Origin of the sequence: Marivirga tractuosa DSM 4126 (genome assembly GCF_000183425.1) — a bacterium.
GTDB lineage: Bacteria > Bacteroidota > Bacteroidia > Cytophagales > Cyclobacteriaceae > Marivirga > Marivirga tractuosa.
In genome coordinates, this window is record NC_014759.1 from 2,691,377 (window position 1) to 2,713,067 (window position 21,691).

Annotated in this window: 19 protein-coding genes; 9 read left to right on the forward strand and 10 right to left on the reverse strand. The window is 35.7% G+C overall.

All coding sequences use genetic code 11. The annotated features are described in order from the left end of the window. Positions 1-12 precede the first annotated feature (12 nt). From FTRAC_RS11375 to asnB, 5 genes are read left to right on the forward strand one after another with little or no spacing between them, the layout of a single operon-like run. Positions 13-693 (forward strand): TetR/AcrR family transcriptional regulator, encoded by a 681-nt coding sequence (locus FTRAC_RS11375; protein WP_013454399.1) that lies wholly within the window; start codon positions 13-15, stop codon positions 691-693. Position 694: 1 nt separating this feature from the next. Then, positions 695-2,428 (forward strand): peptidase domain-containing ABC transporter, encoded by a 1,734-nt coding sequence (locus FTRAC_RS11380; protein WP_013454400.1) that lies wholly within the window; start codon positions 695-697, stop codon positions 2,426-2,428. Then, positions 2,421-3,797, forward strand: coding sequence for an HlyD family secretion protein (locus FTRAC_RS11385; protein WP_013454401.1), 1,377 nt, complete (start codon positions 2,421-2,423; stop codon positions 3,795-3,797). The genes FTRAC_RS11380 and FTRAC_RS11385 overlap by 8 nt, the downstream gene beginning before the upstream one ends. Beyond that, positions 3,794-5,218 carry a TolC family protein gene (locus FTRAC_RS11390; RefSeq protein ID WP_013454402.1) on the forward strand — a complete coding sequence of 475 codons (1,425 nt, stop codon included), beginning with the start codon at positions 3,794-3,796 and terminating at the stop codon, positions 5,216-5,218. Before FTRAC_RS11385 ends, FTRAC_RS11390 begins: the two co-directional genes overlap by 4 nt. 30 nt (positions 5,219-5,248) lie before the next feature. Further along, the gene (asnB, locus tag FTRAC_RS11395; protein ID WP_013454403.1) at positions 5,249-7,144 is read left to right on the forward strand and encodes an asparagine synthase (glutamine-hydrolyzing); all 1,896 of its coding nucleotides are present in this window, start codon (positions 5,249-5,251) and stop codon (positions 7,142-7,144) included. Between the two features lie 13 nt (positions 7,145-7,157). Here the strand turns inward: asnB and FTRAC_RS11400 are convergent, their stop codons facing one another. Both FTRAC_RS11400 and FTRAC_RS11405 read right to left on the reverse strand, forming a co-directional pair. Then, the gene (locus FTRAC_RS11400) at positions 7,158-8,033 is read right to left on the reverse strand and encodes a cation diffusion facilitator family transporter (RefSeq protein WP_013454404.1); all 876 of its coding nucleotides are present in this window, start codon (positions 8,031-8,033) and stop codon (positions 7,158-7,160) included. A 133-nt stretch (positions 8,034-8,166) separates the two neighbouring features. Next, positions 8,167-10,077 (reverse strand): CocE/NonD family hydrolase, encoded by a 1,911-nt coding sequence (locus FTRAC_RS11405; protein ID WP_041650654.1) that lies wholly within the window; start codon positions 10,075-10,077, stop codon positions 8,167-8,169. Between the two features lie 170 nt (positions 10,078-10,247). Between FTRAC_RS11405 and FTRAC_RS11410 the strand changes: the two genes are divergently transcribed. Both FTRAC_RS11410 and FTRAC_RS11415 read left to right on the forward strand, forming a co-directional pair. Then, entirely contained in the window at positions 10,248-10,946 is a 699-nt protein-coding gene (locus tag FTRAC_RS11410) for an ABC transporter ATP-binding protein (RefSeq protein ID WP_013454406.1), read from the forward strand. A gap of 10 nt (positions 10,947-10,956) precedes the next feature. Next, positions 10,957-13,482 carry an ABC transporter permease gene (locus FTRAC_RS11415; protein WP_013454407.1) on the forward strand — a complete coding sequence of 842 codons (2,526 nt, stop codon included), beginning with the start codon at positions 10,957-10,959 and terminating at the stop codon, positions 13,480-13,482. A gap of 53 nt (positions 13,483-13,535) precedes the next feature. Here FTRAC_RS11415 and FTRAC_RS11420 read toward each other — a convergent pair whose 3' ends face one another. The 3 genes from FTRAC_RS11420 to FTRAC_RS11430 form a co-directional block, all read right to left on the reverse strand. Beyond that, positions 13,536-14,315, reverse strand: coding sequence for a class I SAM-dependent methyltransferase (locus tag FTRAC_RS11420; protein ID WP_013454408.1), 780 nt, complete (start codon positions 14,313-14,315; stop codon positions 13,536-13,538). A gap of 10 nt (positions 14,316-14,325) precedes the next feature. Then, positions 14,326-15,081: a 2OG-Fe(II) oxygenase gene (locus FTRAC_RS11425; RefSeq protein WP_013454409.1), complete on the reverse strand. Its 756-nt coding sequence runs from the start codon at positions 15,079-15,081 to the stop codon at positions 14,326-14,328. A gap of 196 nt (positions 15,082-15,277) precedes the next feature. Then, a complete protein-coding gene (locus tag FTRAC_RS11430) occupies positions 15,278-15,853 on the reverse strand; it encodes a methyltransferase family protein (protein ID WP_013454410.1) in 576 nt (191 codons plus the stop codon). Between the two features lie 190 nt (positions 15,854-16,043). On the opposite strand from FTRAC_RS11430, the gene FTRAC_RS11435 reads away from it, so the two are divergent. Beyond that, a complete protein-coding gene (locus FTRAC_RS11435) occupies positions 16,044-16,607 on the forward strand; it encodes a DUF4256 domain-containing protein (protein WP_013454411.1) in 564 nt (187 codons plus the stop codon). Between the two features lie 2 nt (positions 16,608-16,609). Here the strand turns inward: FTRAC_RS11435 and FTRAC_RS11440 are convergent, their stop codons facing one another. From FTRAC_RS11440 to FTRAC_RS11460, 5 genes are all read right to left on the reverse strand, one after another. After that, a complete protein-coding gene (locus tag FTRAC_RS11440; RefSeq protein ID WP_013454412.1) occupies positions 16,610-17,338 on the reverse strand; it encodes an NYN domain-containing protein in 729 nt (242 codons plus the stop codon). 68 nt (positions 17,339-17,406) lie between these two features. Next, on the reverse strand, positions 17,407-18,087 hold the full coding sequence (locus tag FTRAC_RS11445) for a hypothetical protein (RefSeq protein WP_013454413.1): 681 nt from the start codon (positions 18,085-18,087) through the stop codon (positions 17,407-17,409). Between the two features lie 116 nt (positions 18,088-18,203). Further along, the gene (locus FTRAC_RS11450) at positions 18,204-19,388 is read right to left on the reverse strand and encodes an MFS transporter (protein ID WP_013454415.1); all 1,185 of its coding nucleotides are present in this window, start codon (positions 19,386-19,388) and stop codon (positions 18,204-18,206) included. A gap of 273 nt (positions 19,389-19,661) precedes the next feature. After that, a complete protein-coding gene (locus FTRAC_RS11455; RefSeq protein ID WP_013454416.1) occupies positions 19,662-20,480 on the reverse strand; it encodes an SDR family oxidoreductase in 819 nt (272 codons plus the stop codon). Positions 20,481-20,533: 53 nt separating this feature from the next. After that, a complete protein-coding gene (locus FTRAC_RS11460) occupies positions 20,534-20,986 on the reverse strand; it encodes a hypothetical protein (RefSeq protein WP_148230074.1) in 453 nt (150 codons plus the stop codon). A gap of 114 nt (positions 20,987-21,100) precedes the next feature. Here FTRAC_RS11460 and FTRAC_RS11465 point away from each other — a divergent pair, with 114 nt between their 5' ends. Continuing rightward, positions 21,101-21,649: a toxin-antitoxin system YwqK family antitoxin gene (locus tag FTRAC_RS11465; RefSeq protein WP_013454418.1), complete on the forward strand. Its 549-nt coding sequence runs from the start codon at positions 21,101-21,103 to the stop codon at positions 21,647-21,649. Positions 21,650-21,691: the final 42 nt, after the last annotated feature.

The following is a 21,691-nucleotide window of genomic DNA, read 5'->3' on the forward strand; positions in this document are numbered from 1 at the left end:
GTAAAATTACGAATGGCAGACAACTTACTTTCATCAATTAAAATTGAGCTTAACCCTCATCTTTTTCAGAAAGACCCAGAATCTTCTGAATTAGGCAGGAAAATACTGTCTAAATCTTTGCAAATGATAGATGAAATGGGACTAGAAAGCTTTACTTTCGGCAAGTTAGCAAAAGCATTATGTACTACGGAAAGTTCCATTTATCGCTATTTTGAAAGCAAACATAAATTATTATTGTATTTCTATAATTGGTATTGGAGTTGGATAGACCTTCAATTAGCTTTTAATACTCATAATTTGACTGACCCTGAAACCAAGTTGCGAAGAGCTATTGAAGTAATTTGCAAGCCTACTTCGGAGGATAAAAAACAACATACACTTAATTTCGATCAGCTCGTCAATATTGTGATATCAGAATCATCCAAGGCTTATCTAACCAAGGATGTAGATACAGAAAATAAGTTTGGATTATTTCTTACTTTTAAGAAAGTCTCAAGACGCCTGGCGGAGATTATGGAAGAAATTAAACCTGGGTTTGATTATGGAAATACTTTAGCATCTACCAGCATAGTAGGCATATTACATCAGCAATATTTTGCTATGCACATGCCCTCTTTATCAGATTACCAATCTGATAAGGATGAGTTATCTACCATTTTCTATCATATTATTCTTAACAATTTGAACAACTAAGATGGCAGACAATTATAAAGTACATCCCTTTACGCGTTTCATTCAGCTACTGAGACCAGAAAAAAGCCTGGTTTTTACCATTTATATCTATGCTATTTTTGCTGGTCTCATAAGTCTTTCCTTGCCATTAGGAATTCAAGCGATAATTAATTTAATCATGGGTGGGCAAGTAAGCACCTCATGGATTATTTTAGTCGTTTTAGTGATTTTAGGTATAATTGTAAACGGATATTTGCAAGTTAGGCAATTAACTATCAATGAGGTTTTACAACAAAAAATCTTTACTCGTGCATCCTTTGAATTTGCTTATAGAATTCCTCGTTTTAAGATCGATCAGATTAAAAAACAGTATCTTCCTGAGTTGATTAATAGATTCTTTGATACAATGTCGGTTCAGAAAGGTCTATCAAAAATACTAATCGACTTTTCTACTGCCTTTTTCCAGATCATATTTGGCTTACTATTAGTTTCTTTTTACCATCCGTTCTTTATTGTTTTCTCTTTCTTTCTAATCATTTTGATTTTCCTTATTGTAAGGTTGACGGGGCCAAAAGGTTTAAAAACTAGTTTGGTAGAATCTAACTATAAATATGAGACGGCTCATTGGTTAGAAGAACTAGCAAGAAATGTAGAAAGCTTTAAGATGGCTGGAGAGTCTACTCTTCCTTTAGAGAAAAACGATGGAAATACTGAAGCCTATGTGAAAGCCAGAAAAAAGCATTTTAATGTGATAATCAATCAATTTTCATTAATGATCGGTTTCAAAGCTGTAGTAGCTGCTGGTCTCTTACTTATTGGTGGAATTTTAGTGATAGAGCAACAAATGAATATTGGTCAATTTGTTGCAGCAGAAATTATCGTCATCCTAATTATCAACTCCGTTGAAAAAATAATTTTCACTATAGAATCCGTTTACGATGTGCTGACTGCAGTTGAAAAAATCGCCAAAGTTACTGATCTACCTCTAGAAGAATTTCTTTCTGGTGATAAGCCATTGAATGAATCAGAAGGGATGAACATAAAAATAAGAAATATAAATTTCACGGATTATGAAACTGGTCATCTATTTCTAAACAATATAAACCTTGATATAAAAAGTGGAGAGAAGGTGGCAATTGCTGGAAGTTCTAATGCAGGGAAGTCTATCTTACTACAATTTATCTGTGGGTGGTACAGCAATTATACTGGCAATATTTTATACAATAACACCTCATTACAAGAACTAAATTTAACTGACATAAGGCGTCAAATTGGCGATTGTATGACTACTGCAAGTATCTTCCAAGGAACTATTGAGGAAAATATATCTATAGGATCTCCGATGAGCAATTTTAAAGAACTACAAAAGGCCGCTAGTATCACCGGACTAGATCAATATCTTGAGCATAATAAAAATGGTTATCAGCAAATGCTTTACCCTGGAGACAAAACTTTCCCCAAAAAGGTGGTTCAGCAAATTTTATGGACAAGAGGAATTTTGGGAAATAAATCAATGATACTTTGGGAGGATGTTTTCGGAACAACCTCTCGGCAAGAGAAAATGAAGTTTGTTGATTCTTTAATCGATGATAAAAACCAGAAAACAACTCTTTTAATTACTAACGATATGGAAATCTTAGAAAAATGTGATCGAGTTATTGGTATGGAAAACGGGCAAATTATACACGATTTGCCTTCCTCGGAAGTTGGAAGTATAGAATGGTTTCAAAAAATTTGCCTAAATAAAAATGCTTAATATTAGCCCCTATAGTATCAAAGATAAGGTCGATGAAAAAAAATATCGATCCTTCAGTTTATTTGAAGAAATTAAAGCTGACAAAATACTGAAAAAGCTATTATTAAGCTTCTTTCTTCTGTTTTTAGCAGTTGCTTTTTTACCTTGGACTCAAAATATTAGAGGCAATGGTCAAGTAACTGCCTTATCACCCTCTCAGCGCCCACAGGAATTGAATTCCGTAATTGATGGTAGAATAGAGGAATGGTATGTTCAAGAAGGAGATTATGTAGAAAAAGGTGATACAATCATCTTTATTCGAGAAATTAAAGATGAATATTTTGATCCAAGATTATTGGAAAGAACTCAAGCCCAAATTGACGCCAAAAGGCAATCCTTAGGTTTTTATGAAGAAAAAATTGATGCTCTAAAAAGTCAAGTTGTTGCAATTGATGAAAACCGTCAATTAAAACTTAACCAAGCGAAAAACTACTTAAGACAGGCAGAGCTACAAATTCAAGCTGACAGCATCGATTTTGAAGCCGCTCAAACCAACTTAGACATTGCAGAAAAGCAATTACAACGACAAAGGGAATTATATGATGAAGGCTTAAAATCCCTTACTGATTTGGAAGCAAGGACTTCAAAATTTCAAGAAGCTTTAGCCAAAAAAATCAGTGTTGAAAGCAAATTGTTAAGTAGCAGAAATAAGCTTTTAAATGCAAAAATTGAGTTGAATTCCATTTACAACGAATATACTGATAAATTACAAAAAGCTCGATCTAGTCTTTTTGAAACCCAGTCGATGTTGCAAAATGCCGAAGCAGAAGTTGTTAAAATGGAAAACCAGCTAACCAACTATCAAATGCGATTTGGAATGTATTACATTACGGCACCGCAAAATGGGTATATCACTAGAGCTGTAAGTACAGGTATAGGTGAAAACATTAAAGCTGGCGAATCTTTAGTTTCTATTATGCCTGCAGATATAGATTATGCTGTGGAAATGTATATTATGCCAAGAGATTTACCTCTATTTAATGTAGGGAATACGGTAAGATTGATTTTTGATGGCTGGCCTTCCATTGTTTTCTCCGGTTGGCCAATAGTAACTTATGGTACTTTTGGAGGAGAAGTGGTGGCTATCGACCGTTTTATTAGTCCAAATGGAAAGTATAGAATCTTAATTGCACAAGACCCTGAAGAACCAGAGTGGCCAGAAGCACTAAGAGTTGGCGGAGGCGCAAATGGATTAGCATTACTAGATATTGTTCCAGTATGGTACGAAATCTGGAGACAAATCAATGGCTTTCCACCAAATTTCTACACCCCTGAAAACACAGGTGCTTCTAGTGATAAAAACAAACTTGATTCAAAGGATAAAAAATGATTATCAACTTTAAAAATATAGTCATTTTAACTGGATGCTTATTATGGATGCAATTTTCCTTAAAAGCTCAAGAAACACTCCTTTCTGAAAAAATTAGTGAACAGGATTTTCTATCATTAGTTATGGAAAACCATCCTTTAATTCAGCAAGCAGAAAATTTAAGAGAAATGGGTGACTTTGCGGTAATGGCTGCCAAAGGCAATTTTGACCCTCAACTGTTTTCCAAAAACAAACAAAAATACTACGATCAAAAGAATTACTATCAATACAGTGAATCCGGAATTAGTTTGCCCACTCGAACTGGAATTACCTTGCAAGGAGGTTATGATTGGACAGCTGGAGAGTTTTTAAGTAATGAAGCTACTCTTCCAAATTCTGGACTTTGGTATGCAGGTGTTAGTGTCCCTGTTTTACAAGGTTTATTTATTGATGACAGGAGAGCTGCTCTTCAAAAAGCTTTTGTAGATAGAAGAGCTTTTGAAAATGAGGCCCAACTTCTACTTATTGACATCCTATTAGAGGGTAGTAATTACTATTGGCAATTTGCCAAATTTCAATATCAAAAGAAGGTAATTGAAGATGCAATTGAACTGGCTAATGATAATTTTGAAAACTATAAAAAGGCGTATGAGCAAGGGGATAAGCCGGCCGTAGACACCTTAGAGGCTTCCATTCAACTTCAAAATTTATCTATTCAAAACCAGCAGCTGGAAGTTGATTTAGAAAATGCCAAGTTGAACTTGTTTACATTTTTGTGGGGGAAAGAACAACCAATAGCAGAATTTGATTTGAAAGCTTCAGCTATTAACGACATTTCGCAAAATAGAATTGACAGCTTAAGAGCCAGTTTGCCAATTTTCATACAAGAACATCCTGCTATTAGAGAAAGTGAATTTAAAATTCAGAAACTTCAAATAGAAAATCGATTAAAAAAGGAAAAGCTTAAACCAAAATTGAATTTAGAATATAATCTATTGCAAGATCCAAGAGGAGATATTAGCGAAATCCAAAATTTAGATAATTATAAATGGGGGTTAAGTTTTAGCATGCCATTACTATTAAGACAGCCTAGAGGTGAATTGAGAATGAATGAAATCAAATTGGAAAACACCAATTTTGAGCTACAACAAAAGCAATTATCTATTCGCAATAAGGCCAGACAATATGAAAATACATTTGAAAATATTGAGCAACAGCTGGAAACCTATCAAAATATTGTGGTGCAGTATGAAAGCTTACTAAAAGCAGAACTGCGTAAATTCGAAATTGGCGAGAGTAGTATTTTCCTCATCAACTACCGCCAGATGAGCTTAGTGAATGCTCGCATGAAATACATCGAACTACAAGCTAAATATCGATTATATTATCGTCAGTGGTTGCATAGCTTGGGTGCGAAGCCTGAATTGTGGGTGAATCAATAAGTAAGAAAAAATATTGATTATCTTCGCAGCATGTGCGGCATAACAGGAGTATTTGCATTTAATGAAATTGGCAGGTTCAACCTTCCTAATATTTCCTTGGCTACGGAAACTTTAGAACACCGTGGACCTGATTTTCAAAAAGTTTTTGTTGGTGATTTTGTGGCTTTGGGGCACAGGCGATTGTCAATTATTGACTTAAATCCTCAGTCACACCAACCTATGTCCGCAGAAGAAGGGCGCTATCAATTAGTATTTAATGGAGAAATCTATAATTATAAAAGCCTTCGTCAAGAACTTGCTAGTAAAGGCGTTTCCTTTGAAACAGAATCTGATACCGAGGTTTTATTGCAACTACTAATTCATGAAGGAAAAGATGCTTTAAATAAGCTTAATGGGTTTTTTGCTTTTGCCTTTTATGATCAACAGAATGAGGAAATGTTGGTGGCTCGCGACCGATACGGTATCAAACCTTTATACTATTTGGAAGACGAAGACCGCTTTATTTTTGCGAGCGAATTGAAAGCAATCCTAAAATTCGGAATTGAAAAAAGCATCGACACCAATTCTGTTTATACTTATCTGCAATTAAATTATTTGCCTGCTCCCATGAGCATGGTAAAAGGCGTGAAGAAATTGATGCCAGGTCAATATGCAAATGTTAAAAAGAAATCAGTTGAGTTCAATTCCTTTTATGAATTGAAAACCACTTTTGAAAAGCCTTTTCAGGGAAGTTATGAAGATGCCCAAGTTCAACTGAAAGCCTTAATGGAAAAGTCAGTTGGGCGAAGATTAGTAGCCGATGTTCCTTTAGGCACATTCTTGAGCGGAGGAGTTGATTCCTCTATCATTTCAGCTATTGCAGCAAAAAAGGTAGAAAGCTTACATACTTTCTCAATTGGTTATAAAGGACATTCGTTTTTCGATGAAACTGAATATGCCAATGCCGTGGCCAAACATATTGGCTCCAAGCATCAAGTATTTTCTTTGAGTTTGGATGATCTATATGGCTATTTACCCAAGTTGCTTAAGAGTTTCTCTGAGCCTTTTGCTGATAGTTCTGCTTTGCCTGTTTATGCTTTAAGCCAACTGACCAAAGAAAATGTAACGGTTGCTTTATCGGGTGATGGAGCAGATGAGCTTTTTGCTGGATATAATAAACATGAAGCACTTTACCGACTTTGGCATCCCGGAGCTAAAGAAAAAATGGTAAGCACATTAAGTCCAATATGGAATATATTACCCAAGTCCAGAAATAGTCCATTAGGAAATATAAGTAGACAATTAAAGAAATTTGCTGATGCTTCTCAACTCGATATTCAATCACAATATTGGATGCTGGCAAGTTTGCAAAGTGCTCGAAAAACAACAGATTTATTGTCAAATGCAGTTTTAGAAGATGTTGATTTTGAAGGGTTTGATTTGTGGAAAGATCAATTGTTATCCACTCTTAGTTCTAAATCTATAAATCAATCTTTACAACTTGATCAAGAGCTGGTTCTTCAAGGAGACATGCTGCAAAAAGTAGATTTGATGAGCATGCAACATGCATTGGAAGTTCGGGTTCCATTTCTGGATCACGAATTAGTGGCTTTTGCCAATAGCTTGCCAGAAGAATTTAAAGTGAATGGCAAAGGGAAGAAAATGATTCTGCAGGATACTTTCAGAGAAATTTTACCAGAGAAAATTTACAATCGCCCAAAACATGGTTTTGAAGTTCCGCTACTTGATTGGCTCAGAAAAGACTTAAAATCTGATATTGAAAATAAATGGTTAGATAAAGATCGAATCGAAAAACAAGAAGTTTTTGATTGGGATGGCATCCAAGCATTAAAGAAAAAGCTATTTTCAAGCAATCCCGAAGATAGCCATGCACACATATGGGCTCTTATTGTTTTTCAGGAATGGTGGGAACGGTATATGGAATAAAGAATAAATAAAATCACTGAATCAATTTCTTATTCTCATCCAAGCCATGTTCAAATTGAAGGGTGATATGTCCTATCGAAAAATTAGTGTGTAGCAATTCTTCAACCCTTTTTTGGATTTCATGCGTTTCGCTAACGTTCAAGTCCTTTCTTAAATCTACATGAGCTTCCAAGTGAATCGTGTATTCATCCAATTGCCAAATATGAATATGATGGATATTCTTTACTTCTTTTAGTTGCTCTACCTCCATCACCAAATGAGGAATATCTATCCCTTCAGGTACAAACTGCATCAATATTTTAGCAGAATCCCAAAGGAGTCGCCAGGAGGTAGCTATTAAATAAACACCAATTAAAATTGATAAAACGCCATCTACCCAAGTAACACCATAATATTTCATCGCTAAACCTCCGCCCAATACGGCCACGGAAAACAAAGTGTCAGAAAGTAAATGCAAGAAAGCTGATTTCATATTCATGCTATTCTTAGCATCTTTTGCTAAAAATACAACGCTTAACCCATTTGCTACTATAGCAATACCCGCTAACCAAATCACTAAGTCATTATTTATTTGTAGGGACTGACTAATCTGTAGGCGCTGAATACTTTCAATTATGATGTAAATAGCTACAGCTATAATAACTGCGGAATTAACAAAAGCAGCTAATACTTCTGCTCTTTTATAGCCAAATGATTTGCTGTAAGTAGCTTCTTTTTTAGCCAAAACTATGGCTACCAAACTTAACGCTAATGCTGCAACATCACTGAAATTATGCATAGCATCAGAAATCAGCGCCATAGAGTTACCTACAATTCCGCCTACTATTTGCGAAGCTGTAATGATAACATTAAGCAAAATAACCCACTTAAGCCTGCTTTCTCTTTTCATAGAAATCAAAAATAGGAAATCGATAATTGAAGTGCTAAGGTCCTATTAATTTTAAATATAAATAATTGGCATATTCCAAAAAAAGCCACCTACAGTCTATCTAGGTGGCTTTAAAGTTTTTCCTGACGATAGATTACTTGTCTAACTCTAATTGCAGAGACTGCGGTGTAGTTTCCAATTCTCCAATCTCAATTTTTGAATCTCCTTTTACTGTAATGGTAGCTTTAATAAAATCCTCTTCTTCAGCTTTATAAATATTCTCTACATATTTCTGTGGGTTTCTGTCAATGTAAGGGAACCAAGTACTATGAATTTGCACCATTACTCTATGCCCCTTTTTGAAGGTATGTAGGATATCCTGTAATGCAATTTCTACTTCATCCTCCTCATTAGGAACAAAGGGTTTTGGGTCAGCAAAACTGTCTCTAAATCTTCCTCTGAAAACCTCCGCCCTAACCAATTGCTGATAATTCCCCATCACAATATTCTCAGGATTATGGTCGTAGTTTTCATGATCACCAGGATAAACATCAATGATTTTAACGATGAAATCAGCATCGGTTGATGAAATCGCTACTTTTAATTTTGCTGCTATTTCGCCAGCCAATGTTAAATTTTCCTCTAAAGGATCTGATTCCCATACCAAAACATCGGGTCTGCGAGCAGCATGACGCTGGTCATCCGTCATATATGCACGAGGAGTGAAAGACAGACCTTCGGTAAATGAAGTATAGGGAACTGGTTTAGAAGGGTCTGAAACATAACTGAACTCATCTTCATTGCTTCCTTCATCATTAATTAAAAGCTTCCCGTTTTGCGCAAATCCTAAAGTAGTTTTCGGAATTTGTGGTGGCCAAACATCGAATTTTTGCCATTCTTTCAAACCAGTATCAAACATATACGCTTCTGGTAAAGCTGGCTTTCCTTTTCCATCTCTTAAGAAATGATTAAAGAAAGGACGTTCTATTTCTTTTTGATAGAAAGTCGAAATACTATCTCCAAAATAGATATGATTAACTGCTTGAAAACCTTTTTCTCTAGCCCAATCTCCATGACTCCAAGGCCCAAAAACGATTGTATTATAGGCTTCAGGACTTGTTTTTTCTATTGTTTTGTAAATATTGAGCGGGCCATATAAATCTTCGGCATCGTACCATCCGCCTACAGTCATAACTGCGTGATCGATATCATCTAAGTGAGGAATAATACTTCTCTTCTGCCAGAACTCATCATAGTTAGGATGCTCTACTGTTTGCTCCCAAAATTCATTATCAAAGTGTAATTTTTTGGTAATGTTTTTTAATGGCCCCATGTCAAGGTGGTAATCATAGCCATCTATAGCATTTGCTGTTCTCATCCTAGCAAAAGCGTCATTGTACCATGATTCTTTTGTTGGTCCCTCTGTTTGGTAACCAAATACCGGATATGCCGCTGTATAAGACTGCAAATAAGCGCCATTGTGATGAAAATCATCAAAGAAAAAATCTCCAATTGGTGCTTGTGGTGAGCTTGCTTTCAAAGCAGGGTGTGCATCTGGCAATGCTGCAGCAGTATAAAAACCTGGATAGCTAATGCCCCACTGACCTACTTTTCCATTCGTTTTCCCCTTTAAATGTTTTAGCAGCCACTCGATAGTGTCATAAGTATCAGAACTCTCATCCGCTTCTTTTTTATGTTTATTTCCAGGAATATTAGGCGTCATATTGGTGAACTTACCTTCCGACATCCATCTACCTCTCACATCCTGATAAACAAAAATGAATTTATCTTCCATCAAGTATTTTGAAGGACCCAGCGAACGCTTATAGGCATCGGCTCCATATGGAGCAATACTGTAACAAGTTCTTTGCATCATGATAGGATGCTTGCCCTTTTCTTTTGGTGTGTAGATGGCTGTATATAATCTTGTGCCATCTCGCATAGGAATATAGACTTCCTCTTTGTCGTAATTTTCTTTAACATAATTACTTTGCTCTTCCTGAGCCCAAGCAGCTGGGCTTAAAAAGAGGCAAATACCAATTAATAATAGAATATTTCTCTTCATTTTAATAAAGTTTAATTTGAAAGGATAAGTTAGTAAATAAGTTTTTGAGATAGATGAGTTGAAAAAAAAATTTGATAGGTGGTCATCTTCATATTTACCTTTCATCAATTTCATTAAACTGTTTCCGTCTTCAACCGTTTTCCATTAAGTTATAGCAGATAAAACAATAGATGAATCAAATATTAGCAGTTCAAAACTTGAGCAAAACCTACCAATCCGGGGAGAAATCTTTAACTGTACTTTCCGATATTAATTTTGAAATTAACCCGGGAAGCAGTTGTGCCATTATCGGTCCCTCTGGAAGTGGTAAAACCACCTTGCTTGGACTATGTGCAGGCCTGGATGAAGCAGGAACAGGTTCCGTTACGCTTGATGGAAAACAATTGGAAAAGCTTTCTGAGGATGAAAGAGCAGCCGTTCGAAATGCTTCAGTCGGTTTTATTTTTCAAAGCTTTAATTTATTGCCCACACTTACAGCCTTAGAAAATGTGATGGTGCCGTTGGAGTTACTAGGCAAGAAACATGTTAAGCCTATTGCAATTGATTTATTACAGAAAGTAGGATTAGGTGACAGAATGGATCATTATGCTTCACAACTGTCTGGTGGTGAGCAACAAAGGGTTTCCATTGCCAGAGCATTTGCCAACCAACCCAAAATTTTATTTGCTGATGAGCCAACTGGAAACTTAGATCAGGAAACAGGTGAAACCATTGAAGCCCTCATCTTTAACTTAAATAAGGAATTGGGTACCACATTAGTTTTGGTTACTCATGATCATGATCTGGCGAAAAGAACGGATCGAATCCTACAACTAAAAGGAGGAAAACTGATAAAAGATTCTGCCAACTTAACATCCCAAGAAGCTTAAAACCATTCTCATGCAAAATTTAAACTGGTTATTGAAAATGGCTTGGCGCGATAGTCGTAGAAACCGTTCGCGTTTGTTTCTGTTTATGAGCAGTATAGTGCTGGGCATAGCAGCACTGGTTGCCATTAATTCATTTGGAGATAATCTCACTGAACAAATCAATTCAGAAGCCAAAGAACTTTTAGGCGCTGATGTGGAACTGGAAAGCAGAAGTCCTTTCCCGGATTCACTTTACCAATTCTTGCAAAATGAAAACTTAGCCCTCTCAGAGGAAAGGGCTTTTGCCAGTATGGTGTATTTTCCTAAAAATGGTGGGACCAGATTGATAAATGTTAGAGCAGTAGAAGCCAATTATCCTTTTTATGGCACTATTGAAACTACGCCCTTTGAATCTGCAGAAAACTACAATACGCAAGAAAAAGCTTTAGTTGACCAATCATTAATGCTGCAGTTTAATGTAAATCCTAAAGACTCTGTCCGAATAGGAACTAAAATGTTTTCCATAGCAGGTGAAATCAATAAAACGCCTGGACAATCAGCCATTACCACTACGGTGGCTCCTCCTGTTTTTATTCCATTTTCTAAACTGGAAGAAACGGGCTTGATGCAAAAAGGAAGTCGCATTAATTACAAACTCTACATCAAGTTTCCGGATGGCATTGACGATCAAAAATATTTCAATGAGGTTTTAAAACCTCGTTTGGAAAAAGAGGAAATCCGATTTGATGATGTGGAGGAGCGAAAAGAAGAATTGGGAGATGCCTATTCTGACCTAACTGGATTTCTTAATTTAACAGCATTTATTGCCTTGCTTTTGGGCTGTATTGGTGTGGCCAGCTCTGTACAGGTTTATGTAAAAGAGAAAGTAAAATCAGTGGCCATATTGCGCTGTTTGGGTGCTTCTTCTTTACAAGGAATGTGGATTTTCTTAATCCAAATTGCTGTAATTGGATTAATTGGTTCCGTAATTGGTGCTTTGATAGGAAGCAGTATTCAATATTTCTTGCCACAATTATTTGCGGATTTCTTACCATTCGAAATTGAATTGACTTTTAGTTTTAGTTCTTTCCTTCAAGGCATAGTGATTGGTCTTTTGGCTTCAATCTTATTTGCTTTGGTTCCGCTTTTACAAATCCGAAAAGTCTCTCCTTTAAATGTATTGAGAAGTTTAGGCTGGGGCAAAACCTCAAAAGCCAGTCGTTTTGTTTATGTATTAGTTATCTTCTTTGTATTTGGTTTTTCCTTCTTACAGCTAAATTCTCTTGAAGAAGCAGGGGTATTCACTGCTTCATTGTTAGTGGCCGCACTAATCTTAATGGGCGTAAGTAGATTAATCATTTGGGCAGTAAGAAAATATTTCCCTGAAAAGGCGGCATTTACTACAAGACAAGGCTTGGCTAATTTGTATAGACCCAATAATCAGACTTTAATTCTGGTCGTGACGATTGGTTTGGGCACGGCCTTGATCACTACTTTAATGCTCAGTCAAGATTTACTACTAGACAAAGTAAAATTGAGCAGTAGTGAAAAACAACCGAACATGGTCCTGTTCGACATCCAAAGTGACCAAGTGGATCAGGTAATCGATATCACTAATAATGACAGCTTGCCTGTGATTCAGGAAGTGCCGATCGTTACCATGAAGCTCCATAGCTTAAAAGGTGAATCGGTAGATGCCATTAGAGAGGATACCACTGCTGGAGTGAGAAATTGGGTGTTGAGAAGGGAATACAGAGTGACTTATCGTGATAGGTTAATTGATTCAGAAACAATCTTAGAAGGAGAGTGGAACGGGAAAGTTGAATATCCAGGTGATTCTATTTTCATTTCTCTAGATCAAGGTTTAGCTGAAGACATGAAAGTTGGTCTTGGTGACCCCCTTACTTTTAATGTGCAAGGAGCACTGATTCAATGCTATGTTGGTAGCATTAGAGAAATCGACTGGCAAAGGGTACAAACCAATTTCTTGGTTGTTTTCCCAGAAGGCGTTTTAGAAGAAGCTCCTAAATTTCATGTGTTGTTAACTCGCTACGAGAAAGTAGAGAAATCTGCCCAATATCAGCAAAAAGTAGTGAGTAAATTCCCCAATATCTCCATCATCGATTTAGACTTAATTTTGAAAACAGTGGATGAAGTATTAGGTAAAATCTCTTTCGTGATCCAATTTATGGCTTTCTTTAGCATTATCACAGGCGTGATTGTATTGATTGGGGCGGTAAATATCAGCAAATTCCAAAGAATGCAGGAAGCCGTTTTATTAAGAACCATTGGTGCAAGCAGAAAGCAAATAGTTCGGATCAATTTTATGGAATATTTCTTTTTAGGAAGCATTTCCAGTTTGACTGGAATCATTATCGCTATTTTATCTGCATGGGGGTTAGCTTACTTTAGCTTTGAAACAGTGTTTATTCCAAATCTTTGGGCTGTGGTGATTACTTATATTGCTATTACTGGCCTAACGGTTTTCATTGGATTGACCAATAGTAGATCGGTAGTAAATAAACCTCCATTGGAGATATTGAGGAAAGAGGTTTGATAAGTATAAAAATGAAAAGTGAATCCAGCTTGAAATAAACTCCTTCGCTGGATTTATTTTTTTTCCAAAGTATAAAATAAGTCTAGACTTTCTTCAGCATTTTCATTTACGAAATAGTCTGCAACAGAAATTGATTTAACCAATGAATTGTCAGCTTGGTCAAGCTTGTTTCGGTTAAGTCTGTTTAAAAATTCGTAAGGAATTCTGAGAAGAGGGGCTGGTAATCTGTATTGCAGATTTAAAATATCAAAGCGAGTTATTTTCTTAACCGACTCACGATTTTTATCATGATAATCCATCACCTTATCGTTTCCAGCAATTCCATTGGCTTCTACTTCTGAGAAAATAGATTTACATAATGCCTCAAGTTCAGGAGCAAAATATTCCCTTACATGCCAAGGATTTCGCGTTAAAGTCATTTTCTTATTTGGAGTAGAAATTATGGCTTTCCCACCTGGTTTTAACACTCTATGAATTTCTTTTAAGAAGGATTTATCATCCTTTATATGCTCAATTACTTGAAAAGAAACCACGGTATCAAAAGAATTATCAGCTATATCCGATAAAGGCGGAATATGCATAGAAATAAATTTTGCTTGAGGATATTCCTTTTGCAGTTCATCCGTCAAGCTTTTATACTTATCTATTCCAGTATAATGTTCTGCTGCGTTCACTAATATCTCCAATCCTCTTCCTGTACCGCATCCTATTTCTAATAATTCCCCTTCGATTTGTGGCTGAGCATAAACGTATGCTGCCAATAATCTTTGATGGATAGGGTTATCTGATGCAATAGAATCAGAAGTGATTTCTGTGGTTGAGACTTTGGACATAATATATAGCTTAACTGACTTTTAAAGCCTTTTTTATACTGTCAAAAAATGAGGGTTGTGGTTTTTCTTCCTGGTGCTCAGGGAAAATGGTATCATGAAATTTAATATCCTCCTGTTCCTTTTTGGTATAAAAAGTAGCAGAAAACATTTTTCTTTCTTCTTTATCCGGGCACTCTAAAGGTTTAGTATATCCATAATAAGAAGTATCCTTCACTTCAAAAATAACCGCTCTGTTAAATCTACAAGAAACTGCTTTTTTACATTTTGAAACGCAATCGTTCCACATTTCCAAAGCACCATTCCATTCAGGCTTCCATCTTGGAGTAAGGTAAAGCTGTAAATTTAATCTACGCTGTACATCCTTTTCAGGGTGAATATTGAAATCAACATGAACATCCTCAAAAGAGCCTTTTTTGCCTTTTTGAATACCAACTCCAAAGCCATCATTGGTAATGAAAGCATTTTTAACACCTGTCACTTTCTCAATAAACTCTAGAAAATGTGGTTTTGCTATCTCCTCTTTCAGTAAGTTAAACAACCGAGGATATTCATCGAACTTATCACCCTCCAGCTTATTCTCATGCCTGTCCTTTTTCGGCTTATTGAAAAGCTCATCTTCAGGAAAGAAATTATGGAGTTTCTCTGCAGTTTCTGTTGACAAAAAGTCATCCAGAATGACGTGGTGAAAAGGTTTGGAAGATTCGAACTCTTCCTTGTACTGATCGATTTGTTCTTGACTAAAATGCTTATTTTGAATAAGTTCCATAAAGGAATTTAAAATTTCGTGGCGCAAATATACACTTCAAATGTAGTTTGCTCACATAAAATTTAAAATATTTAAATTTAATTTTCTATTACTTTCACAATATTTCGATAAACACCACAAAATGGCAGCGTAATCAAATGTATAAACCCTTTTCTTTTCTAAAAAGTGCCAAAATTATAAGTAATATTATAAAATTTCAACGGAATGATGTAGGAAAAAGCATAGGGGTCTGCTCTTTGTACCTTTTATAATCCTTTCCAAAGTGTGCTATCAAACGCTTTTCCTCAAAATGAATCCCTATAATCAGGTAAATCAGAATACAAATTGCATGTACTAAATGTGTGTAAGTAGGATTAAAAATGACAAAGCCTACTAAACCTAAGATTAAAGCCGTATAAAGTGGATGCCTCATTCTGGCATAAATTCCTTTGGTTATTAATTTAGGTGCTTCTTCCTTTTTTATTCCCAAAAATTGAGAAAAACTGATAGTTTTAAAAGCCAGTTTGGCTAACAAAAACCCAAAAGTGGCAATAATCAAACCTACTGATTTAGTTGCTTGCCCTTTAGGGAGAAAATATTCTGGTGAGATAGTACTTCCCATGAAAAATATAAACATCACCGCAAGAATTGATATGATATTGTAAAGTCTACGGTAATTAACAGGCTGCAAATTGACTCTGTCTTTAATCAAACTTGAAGCAAGAACAGAATGAAGAACGCCAAACAGCAACCAAGCTAAAATTATTGGTAGATATGCAATTATATAAGACATAACATGATCTCTTTTTATAAAGGTAGAAATAATTTCTAGGGATAATATAATGATACATAATAACATCAGAGCGTCATCTTGGATATTATATTTTATTATTTCAGACTAGAATAAAATTATCCGGGATTTCAAGCTTGAAATCAAAAGGTAATACAAGAAAAATCAACAAGAATTTTATATCTTTAGTTACATGGAACGCAAGAAAAAATTAAGTCCTGAAGAAATTGAAGTTTTGATCAAAACCCTGAAAAAACGATTTGCAAACAACCTCCACCGGCACGAAAAACTTGAATGGAATAGTATTCAGGAAAAGTTAGAAGCCAATCCTGAAAAAATGTGGTCTCTGAATGAGATGGAAAAAACAGGAGGTGAACCAGATGTAGTTGATTATGATGAAAAAGCTAATGAATATACTTTTTGTGATTGCTCTCCTGAAAGCCCAAAAGAAAGAAGAAGTGTGTGCTATGACCGTGAAGCTTTAGAATCACGGAAAAAATATCCGCCAAAAACAAGTGCTATAGATTTGGCTACCGAAATGGGAATTGAGATTTTAAATGAAGCACAATACGAACATCTGCAAAGCCTTGAAAACTTCGATCAGAAAACTTCAAGCTGGCTAAAAACACCACATGAAGTCCGAAGTCTCGGTGGAGCAATTTTCGGTGATTTCCGATTCGGAAGAGTATTCATTTATCATAATGGCGCTGATTCCTATTATGGAGCAAGAGCCTTTCGAGCTTTAATCAGATTATAAAATCACCTCTTCTTTAACCTCACATAAACCAATTTCAAATTGTTTTTATTACCGACTCGCTCTTCAATTTCAAAGTTCTTAAGGGATTTGATCAGTGGTGTTAATTTTGCAAAACCATAATTCCTAGAGTCAAAGTTTGGTTGTTTCTTTTGAAGCAAATTTCCCACATCACCTAAAAAGGCCCAGCCATCATCATCTGCCACATCAGTAATGGTGCTTGCAACTAACTTAATATCTTTTTGCGTGACTTTATCTACTGCTGGTTTAGCTTTAGATTTCGTATCCTCTGTTTCTTCAGCTTGATTATTCAGGATTTCTATATAAATAAACTTATCGCAAGCTACTATAAATGGATTTGGCGTCTTCTTTTCGCCTATCCCATAAACTTTCATGCCCGCTTCTCTAAGGCGAGTGGCTAAGCGTGTAAAATCACTATCGCTGGAAACCAAACAAAACCCATGTACCTTTTGGGAATATAGAATATCCATGGCATCAATAATCATGGCAGAATCTGTAGCATTTTTCCCAGTGGTATAGCCATATTGCTGGATAGGCGTGATGGCATTTTCCAGCAATAAGTTTTTCCATTTACTTAAATTAGGCTTTGTCCAATCTCCATAAATTCTTTTGATTGTCGGATTCCCATATTTGGCTATTTCTTCCATCATTTCCTTCACATTAGCTGAAGGAATATTATCCCCATCGATTAATACTGCTAAATTGATATCCATATTCTATTTAAGAGATGTTTTATTTGTATACTCTTAAAAACTGCAAGAGTTGATGAAAATACATTTATCTATTCCACTAAATCGTAATACACTTCAAAATCTCCAAATTCTTCTTTGGTCATATTTTGGAGAAAAGTAGTAGATATCCAAGCATCCCCGAATACAGATTCATATTCAATAAAAAACATATTATTGTTCATGCTAAAATAATTATAGAAAAATTCTTTAACAGGACCTAATCCTAAGCTACCACCTCTTGCCGAAAAAAGCTCCATTTTTTCTCCAGGACTCAATACAATTCCTTCCACAATTGAGGCAGAATTCCACGAATATACTGTGTCAGTATTTTTATTATCGTAAAACATTTTGAGGTTAAAATGCAGAAAAGTAGAATCTCTCTCCTTAATATATAACCCTTTTATAAATGCAGGACCAAGACCCTTATTTTTAATATTTATGGAGAAAACATCATCTCCCGACTCGTCAATAAATTGAAGATAAGGAAGTACTGAGGCTTTTTGCTGCTTAACTGTAAGTTCATACTGCTTATCCAAAATATGACTTTGATATAATAAAACTACCAAAGTAAAGAGTGCGATTGCCATGGCAGACAAACTTACTATTTTATCGGCATTCCAGAATTTCTTTTTAGCGGGTTGAGGTTTATATCTTTTCTTATAATAAGGCTTTCTGGAAGGTTTTTTTTCAGTTTGGCCTGAATGGTTTTGCTTATTTTGCTTTTCGTCCATCTGTTTTAAGCTTGGTTTGTTTTTTTAAATCGAAGTTTAAGAATACATCTGATTTATTAAGAATGCAAGAAAACATATCTTTATAGTAATGTTTTCTACTGGAATGCTAATCTCAATTAAGTTTGGTTTATTGATTTTTTTCCATAGAACAAAGCCCACAACCCTAAAGCAGGCCCAATTACCAGAATGATATATAGAAAGACAGGACTTATTTCTAATCTAAGAATATTCAATAATTGGATACTTACAATCGTGATGGAAAAGCCAATGGAATTCACTATAGTCAAAGCAGTTCCTTTTTGTTCAGAAGTGGCGTTTTGCGCGACTAAAGTTGAAAAGAGAGGAGAATCCGCTATAACTGCCATACCCCAAAAAATCAGAAATATTATAAATACTATTGCTGGAGCATAAAGTATTACTAAGGGTGAAAGCAAACAGCATATGCCTGAAAGCAAAAGAAATGTGCCTGCAGTTTTCTTCGCTCCATATTTTTCTGAAATATAACCGCCAATTATGCACGACAAACTCCCGATGCCTATTATGTTAAAAGACAGAAGCGGAATATTAAATTCCATATTGAGATGCAATTCTTGATAAACTAATAAGATAACTGGCACAAAAGCCCAAAAGGCATACAATTCCCACATGTGACCGAAATAACCAAAAGCAGAAGCCCGAAAATCCTTTTTCTTAAAAACTTGGAAAAAGGCTGAAAAATCAGGCTTTTGACTTCTTTTTTGGAAAGGGCCATCGGGTACAAATGTTAGTAGCAATATTCCGCCCAGGATAGCCAGCGTAGATGTAATGTAAATAACTAATTGCCAATCAACATTTTGAGTCAACTGTTTGAGAAGATGCGGAAAGGCTGTTCCTAAAACCAAAGCCCCGACCAAAAACCCTAAAGATTTACCTAATCCTTTTTCATAATAATCAGAGGCGATTTTCATCCCAACAGGATATATCCCCGCCAAGAAAAACCCAGTGGCAAAGCGGAAACCGATTAAGCTCCCTAAAGTATTTTCTTCCCAAACTGCGCCTAAATTAAAAAGGGCTCCTATCAATGCACAAAAGAAAAAAACTTTAGAGGGAGAAAATCTATCAGCTATGGAAAGCACTGCAAAAACTAATGTCCCTATGATAAAGCCAAACTGAACAGCCGAAGTCAGACTCCCTAAGGCAGTTGGCTCCAAATTAAAATCCAAGAGCAAATTAGGCATCACCGCATTGCCTGCAAACCAAAGTGACGTACAGCAAAATTGAGAGAAAACGATGATGGGAAGAATACGGGAAGGTGGGTTCATGAAGTTCTAATTTCAATTTGAGCCTTAAAGATATTATTTGCTTACAGTTATTTCTAATTATCTACATTTTTTGAAACCTAGATTAACCTATTTGCGACTATCCGACACCCCTATAATCCCCTCAAGGGGATAGTTCTCACAGATTTACATCAGAGAAAATGAATAATTTGGCTCATTTTTCTTCGAAGATTTTATGTGAAATAAATTAGAAAAAGTAATATTGGTCAGGTCTACTAAATATGAATTGAGATCGCTCTTATTGCATGATGATAATCAAAACCCTTCCACCATCTTCTCGCTTTCTTCCCAAAGTCTATCTCTTGCAGCTTGACTGTTGGCTAAGGAAGAAGCTTTATTCACTTTCTTATCTTTAAAATATGCCCCGTTTTTATCGGTCGGCAAATCATTAGTTGCTAAATAAATAGAAGTTGAGGCGCCTTCTCGAGAAGTTTTCATAAACGGTTTTCCTAATTTCCACATCAATTTAAAAAGGCCTGGTAATTGGTCTCCAAAACCAGAATCGATCACTCCCGGATGAAGCGCATATGAAGTCAATCCTTTATCTGCTAATGATTTGGTGAAGAGGATATTGTATAATTTAGCATTTCCGTAACCCAAGATAGTAGAGTATTTTTTCTTTAAATTCAGATCAGACCAGTCTGGTTTTCCAGCTCTATGGGCTTCAGAACTCACGTTAATTACCGTGGTATTACTTTTTTCTAATAGAGGCATCAAAATTTTGGTGAGTAAAAAATGCCCCAGATGGTTGACTGTCAAATGCAGTTCAAAGCCGTCTTTGCTCTCAAATCGCTCATTGAATGTCCCTCCCGCATTATTAATTAACACATCCAATTGATCCATTTTCTCCAACAGTTCCTCTGCTGCTTGTCTTACCGATTTCAAATCTGCCAAGTCACATTTGATAATTTTGACATTTTCTTTTTTATCCCACTTAGCAATGAGCTGTTGGGCTTTTTCAGTGTTGCGGACAAAGAAAATTAAATGGTGCCCTTTTTTCAATAATTCTTCAGAAGTAGCCAATCCAATTCCTGATGTGGCTCCTGTAATGGCGATGGTTTTTTTATCATTCATATCCTTACCAAACTTATTCTGTGGGAAATGGTTAAGGATTATTAATTTTTTTACTATTCTACTTTTTGAAAGTAGTTATCGGCTCCATCGGAAGGAGACCCGTTAAAAAGCATATAATCCTCTGAAAAATATATGGTTCCAAATGTATTTGAGATAGGGGCTTCTGTCTCTAAATAAAGGCTGCGTTCATAGCGCTCATCAAATTCCCAATATTGAGTTTGGTCAAGACTATTATTTGTAAAAACTTTTACACTATCCCCTTTGAATTCCAATAGAAAATATCCCTCTTCAATGGACGCCCAACCAGTATTTGGTGACATAGGACAGCAATAGGTATGAGTTAATTGCCATTTGCCTTGAAGATGCTCTTTTGCCGACACTTTTGTCCAATTCGCAGCTTGATGATTTTCATAAAACTCTTGATTATCGAATGGAGGTCTAGCTTCATCTTCATTACACGAAAGAATGAAGAAGGCAATGATCATTAAGTATATGAAGCGTTTCATATCCAAGAGACCCAATTTCGTAGTCAAAAGTTGTATTTGCTCACAAAAAAATAGGCTTACTATGCAGATAATCAAACAACTACAAGTTCAAACTAGTTAGTCAAAATAAAAACTATGAAAGCTTTAACGATCTTAACTCTGCTATTTTTCTCCCTAAGAATAAACGCACAAGAGCTACTTTCCATGGAAGATGCGGAAAGTAGAGAATCTTTATCTATGAATGAGGTAACAGCCAATAGCTCTGATGGAACCTATCGTTATTATGCAAAGGGAGCAAGAGAACCGTTTACAGGAATTCTATTCTCTAAATTCCCAAATGGTCAGTATGACTCTTATCAACAGTTTGTGGATGGCGTTGGTCAAGGCCAATGGGTAAACTTTTATGAAAACGGTAATTACAAGGAAATTGGAAATTATGAACAAAATAAAGTGACTGGTCCAATTAAAAAGTTTCATGAGAACGGTGAATTGGCTGAAGAGGGGATCTACAAAGATTGGAGAATTAGGATCGGAAAATGGAAATTTTATAATCCTGAAGGTAAGCTTATCGACAGTGTAGATTATGGTGAGAAAGGAAGTATAGTAGAGGTCCAAGAGTATTACGATAAAGGGGATATTTCCTTTAGTTGGTATAGAAGTATATTGGATGAAAATGGATTTTAATCATTAACAAAAATGACATCCATCAGGCTTTTAGGTCTAATT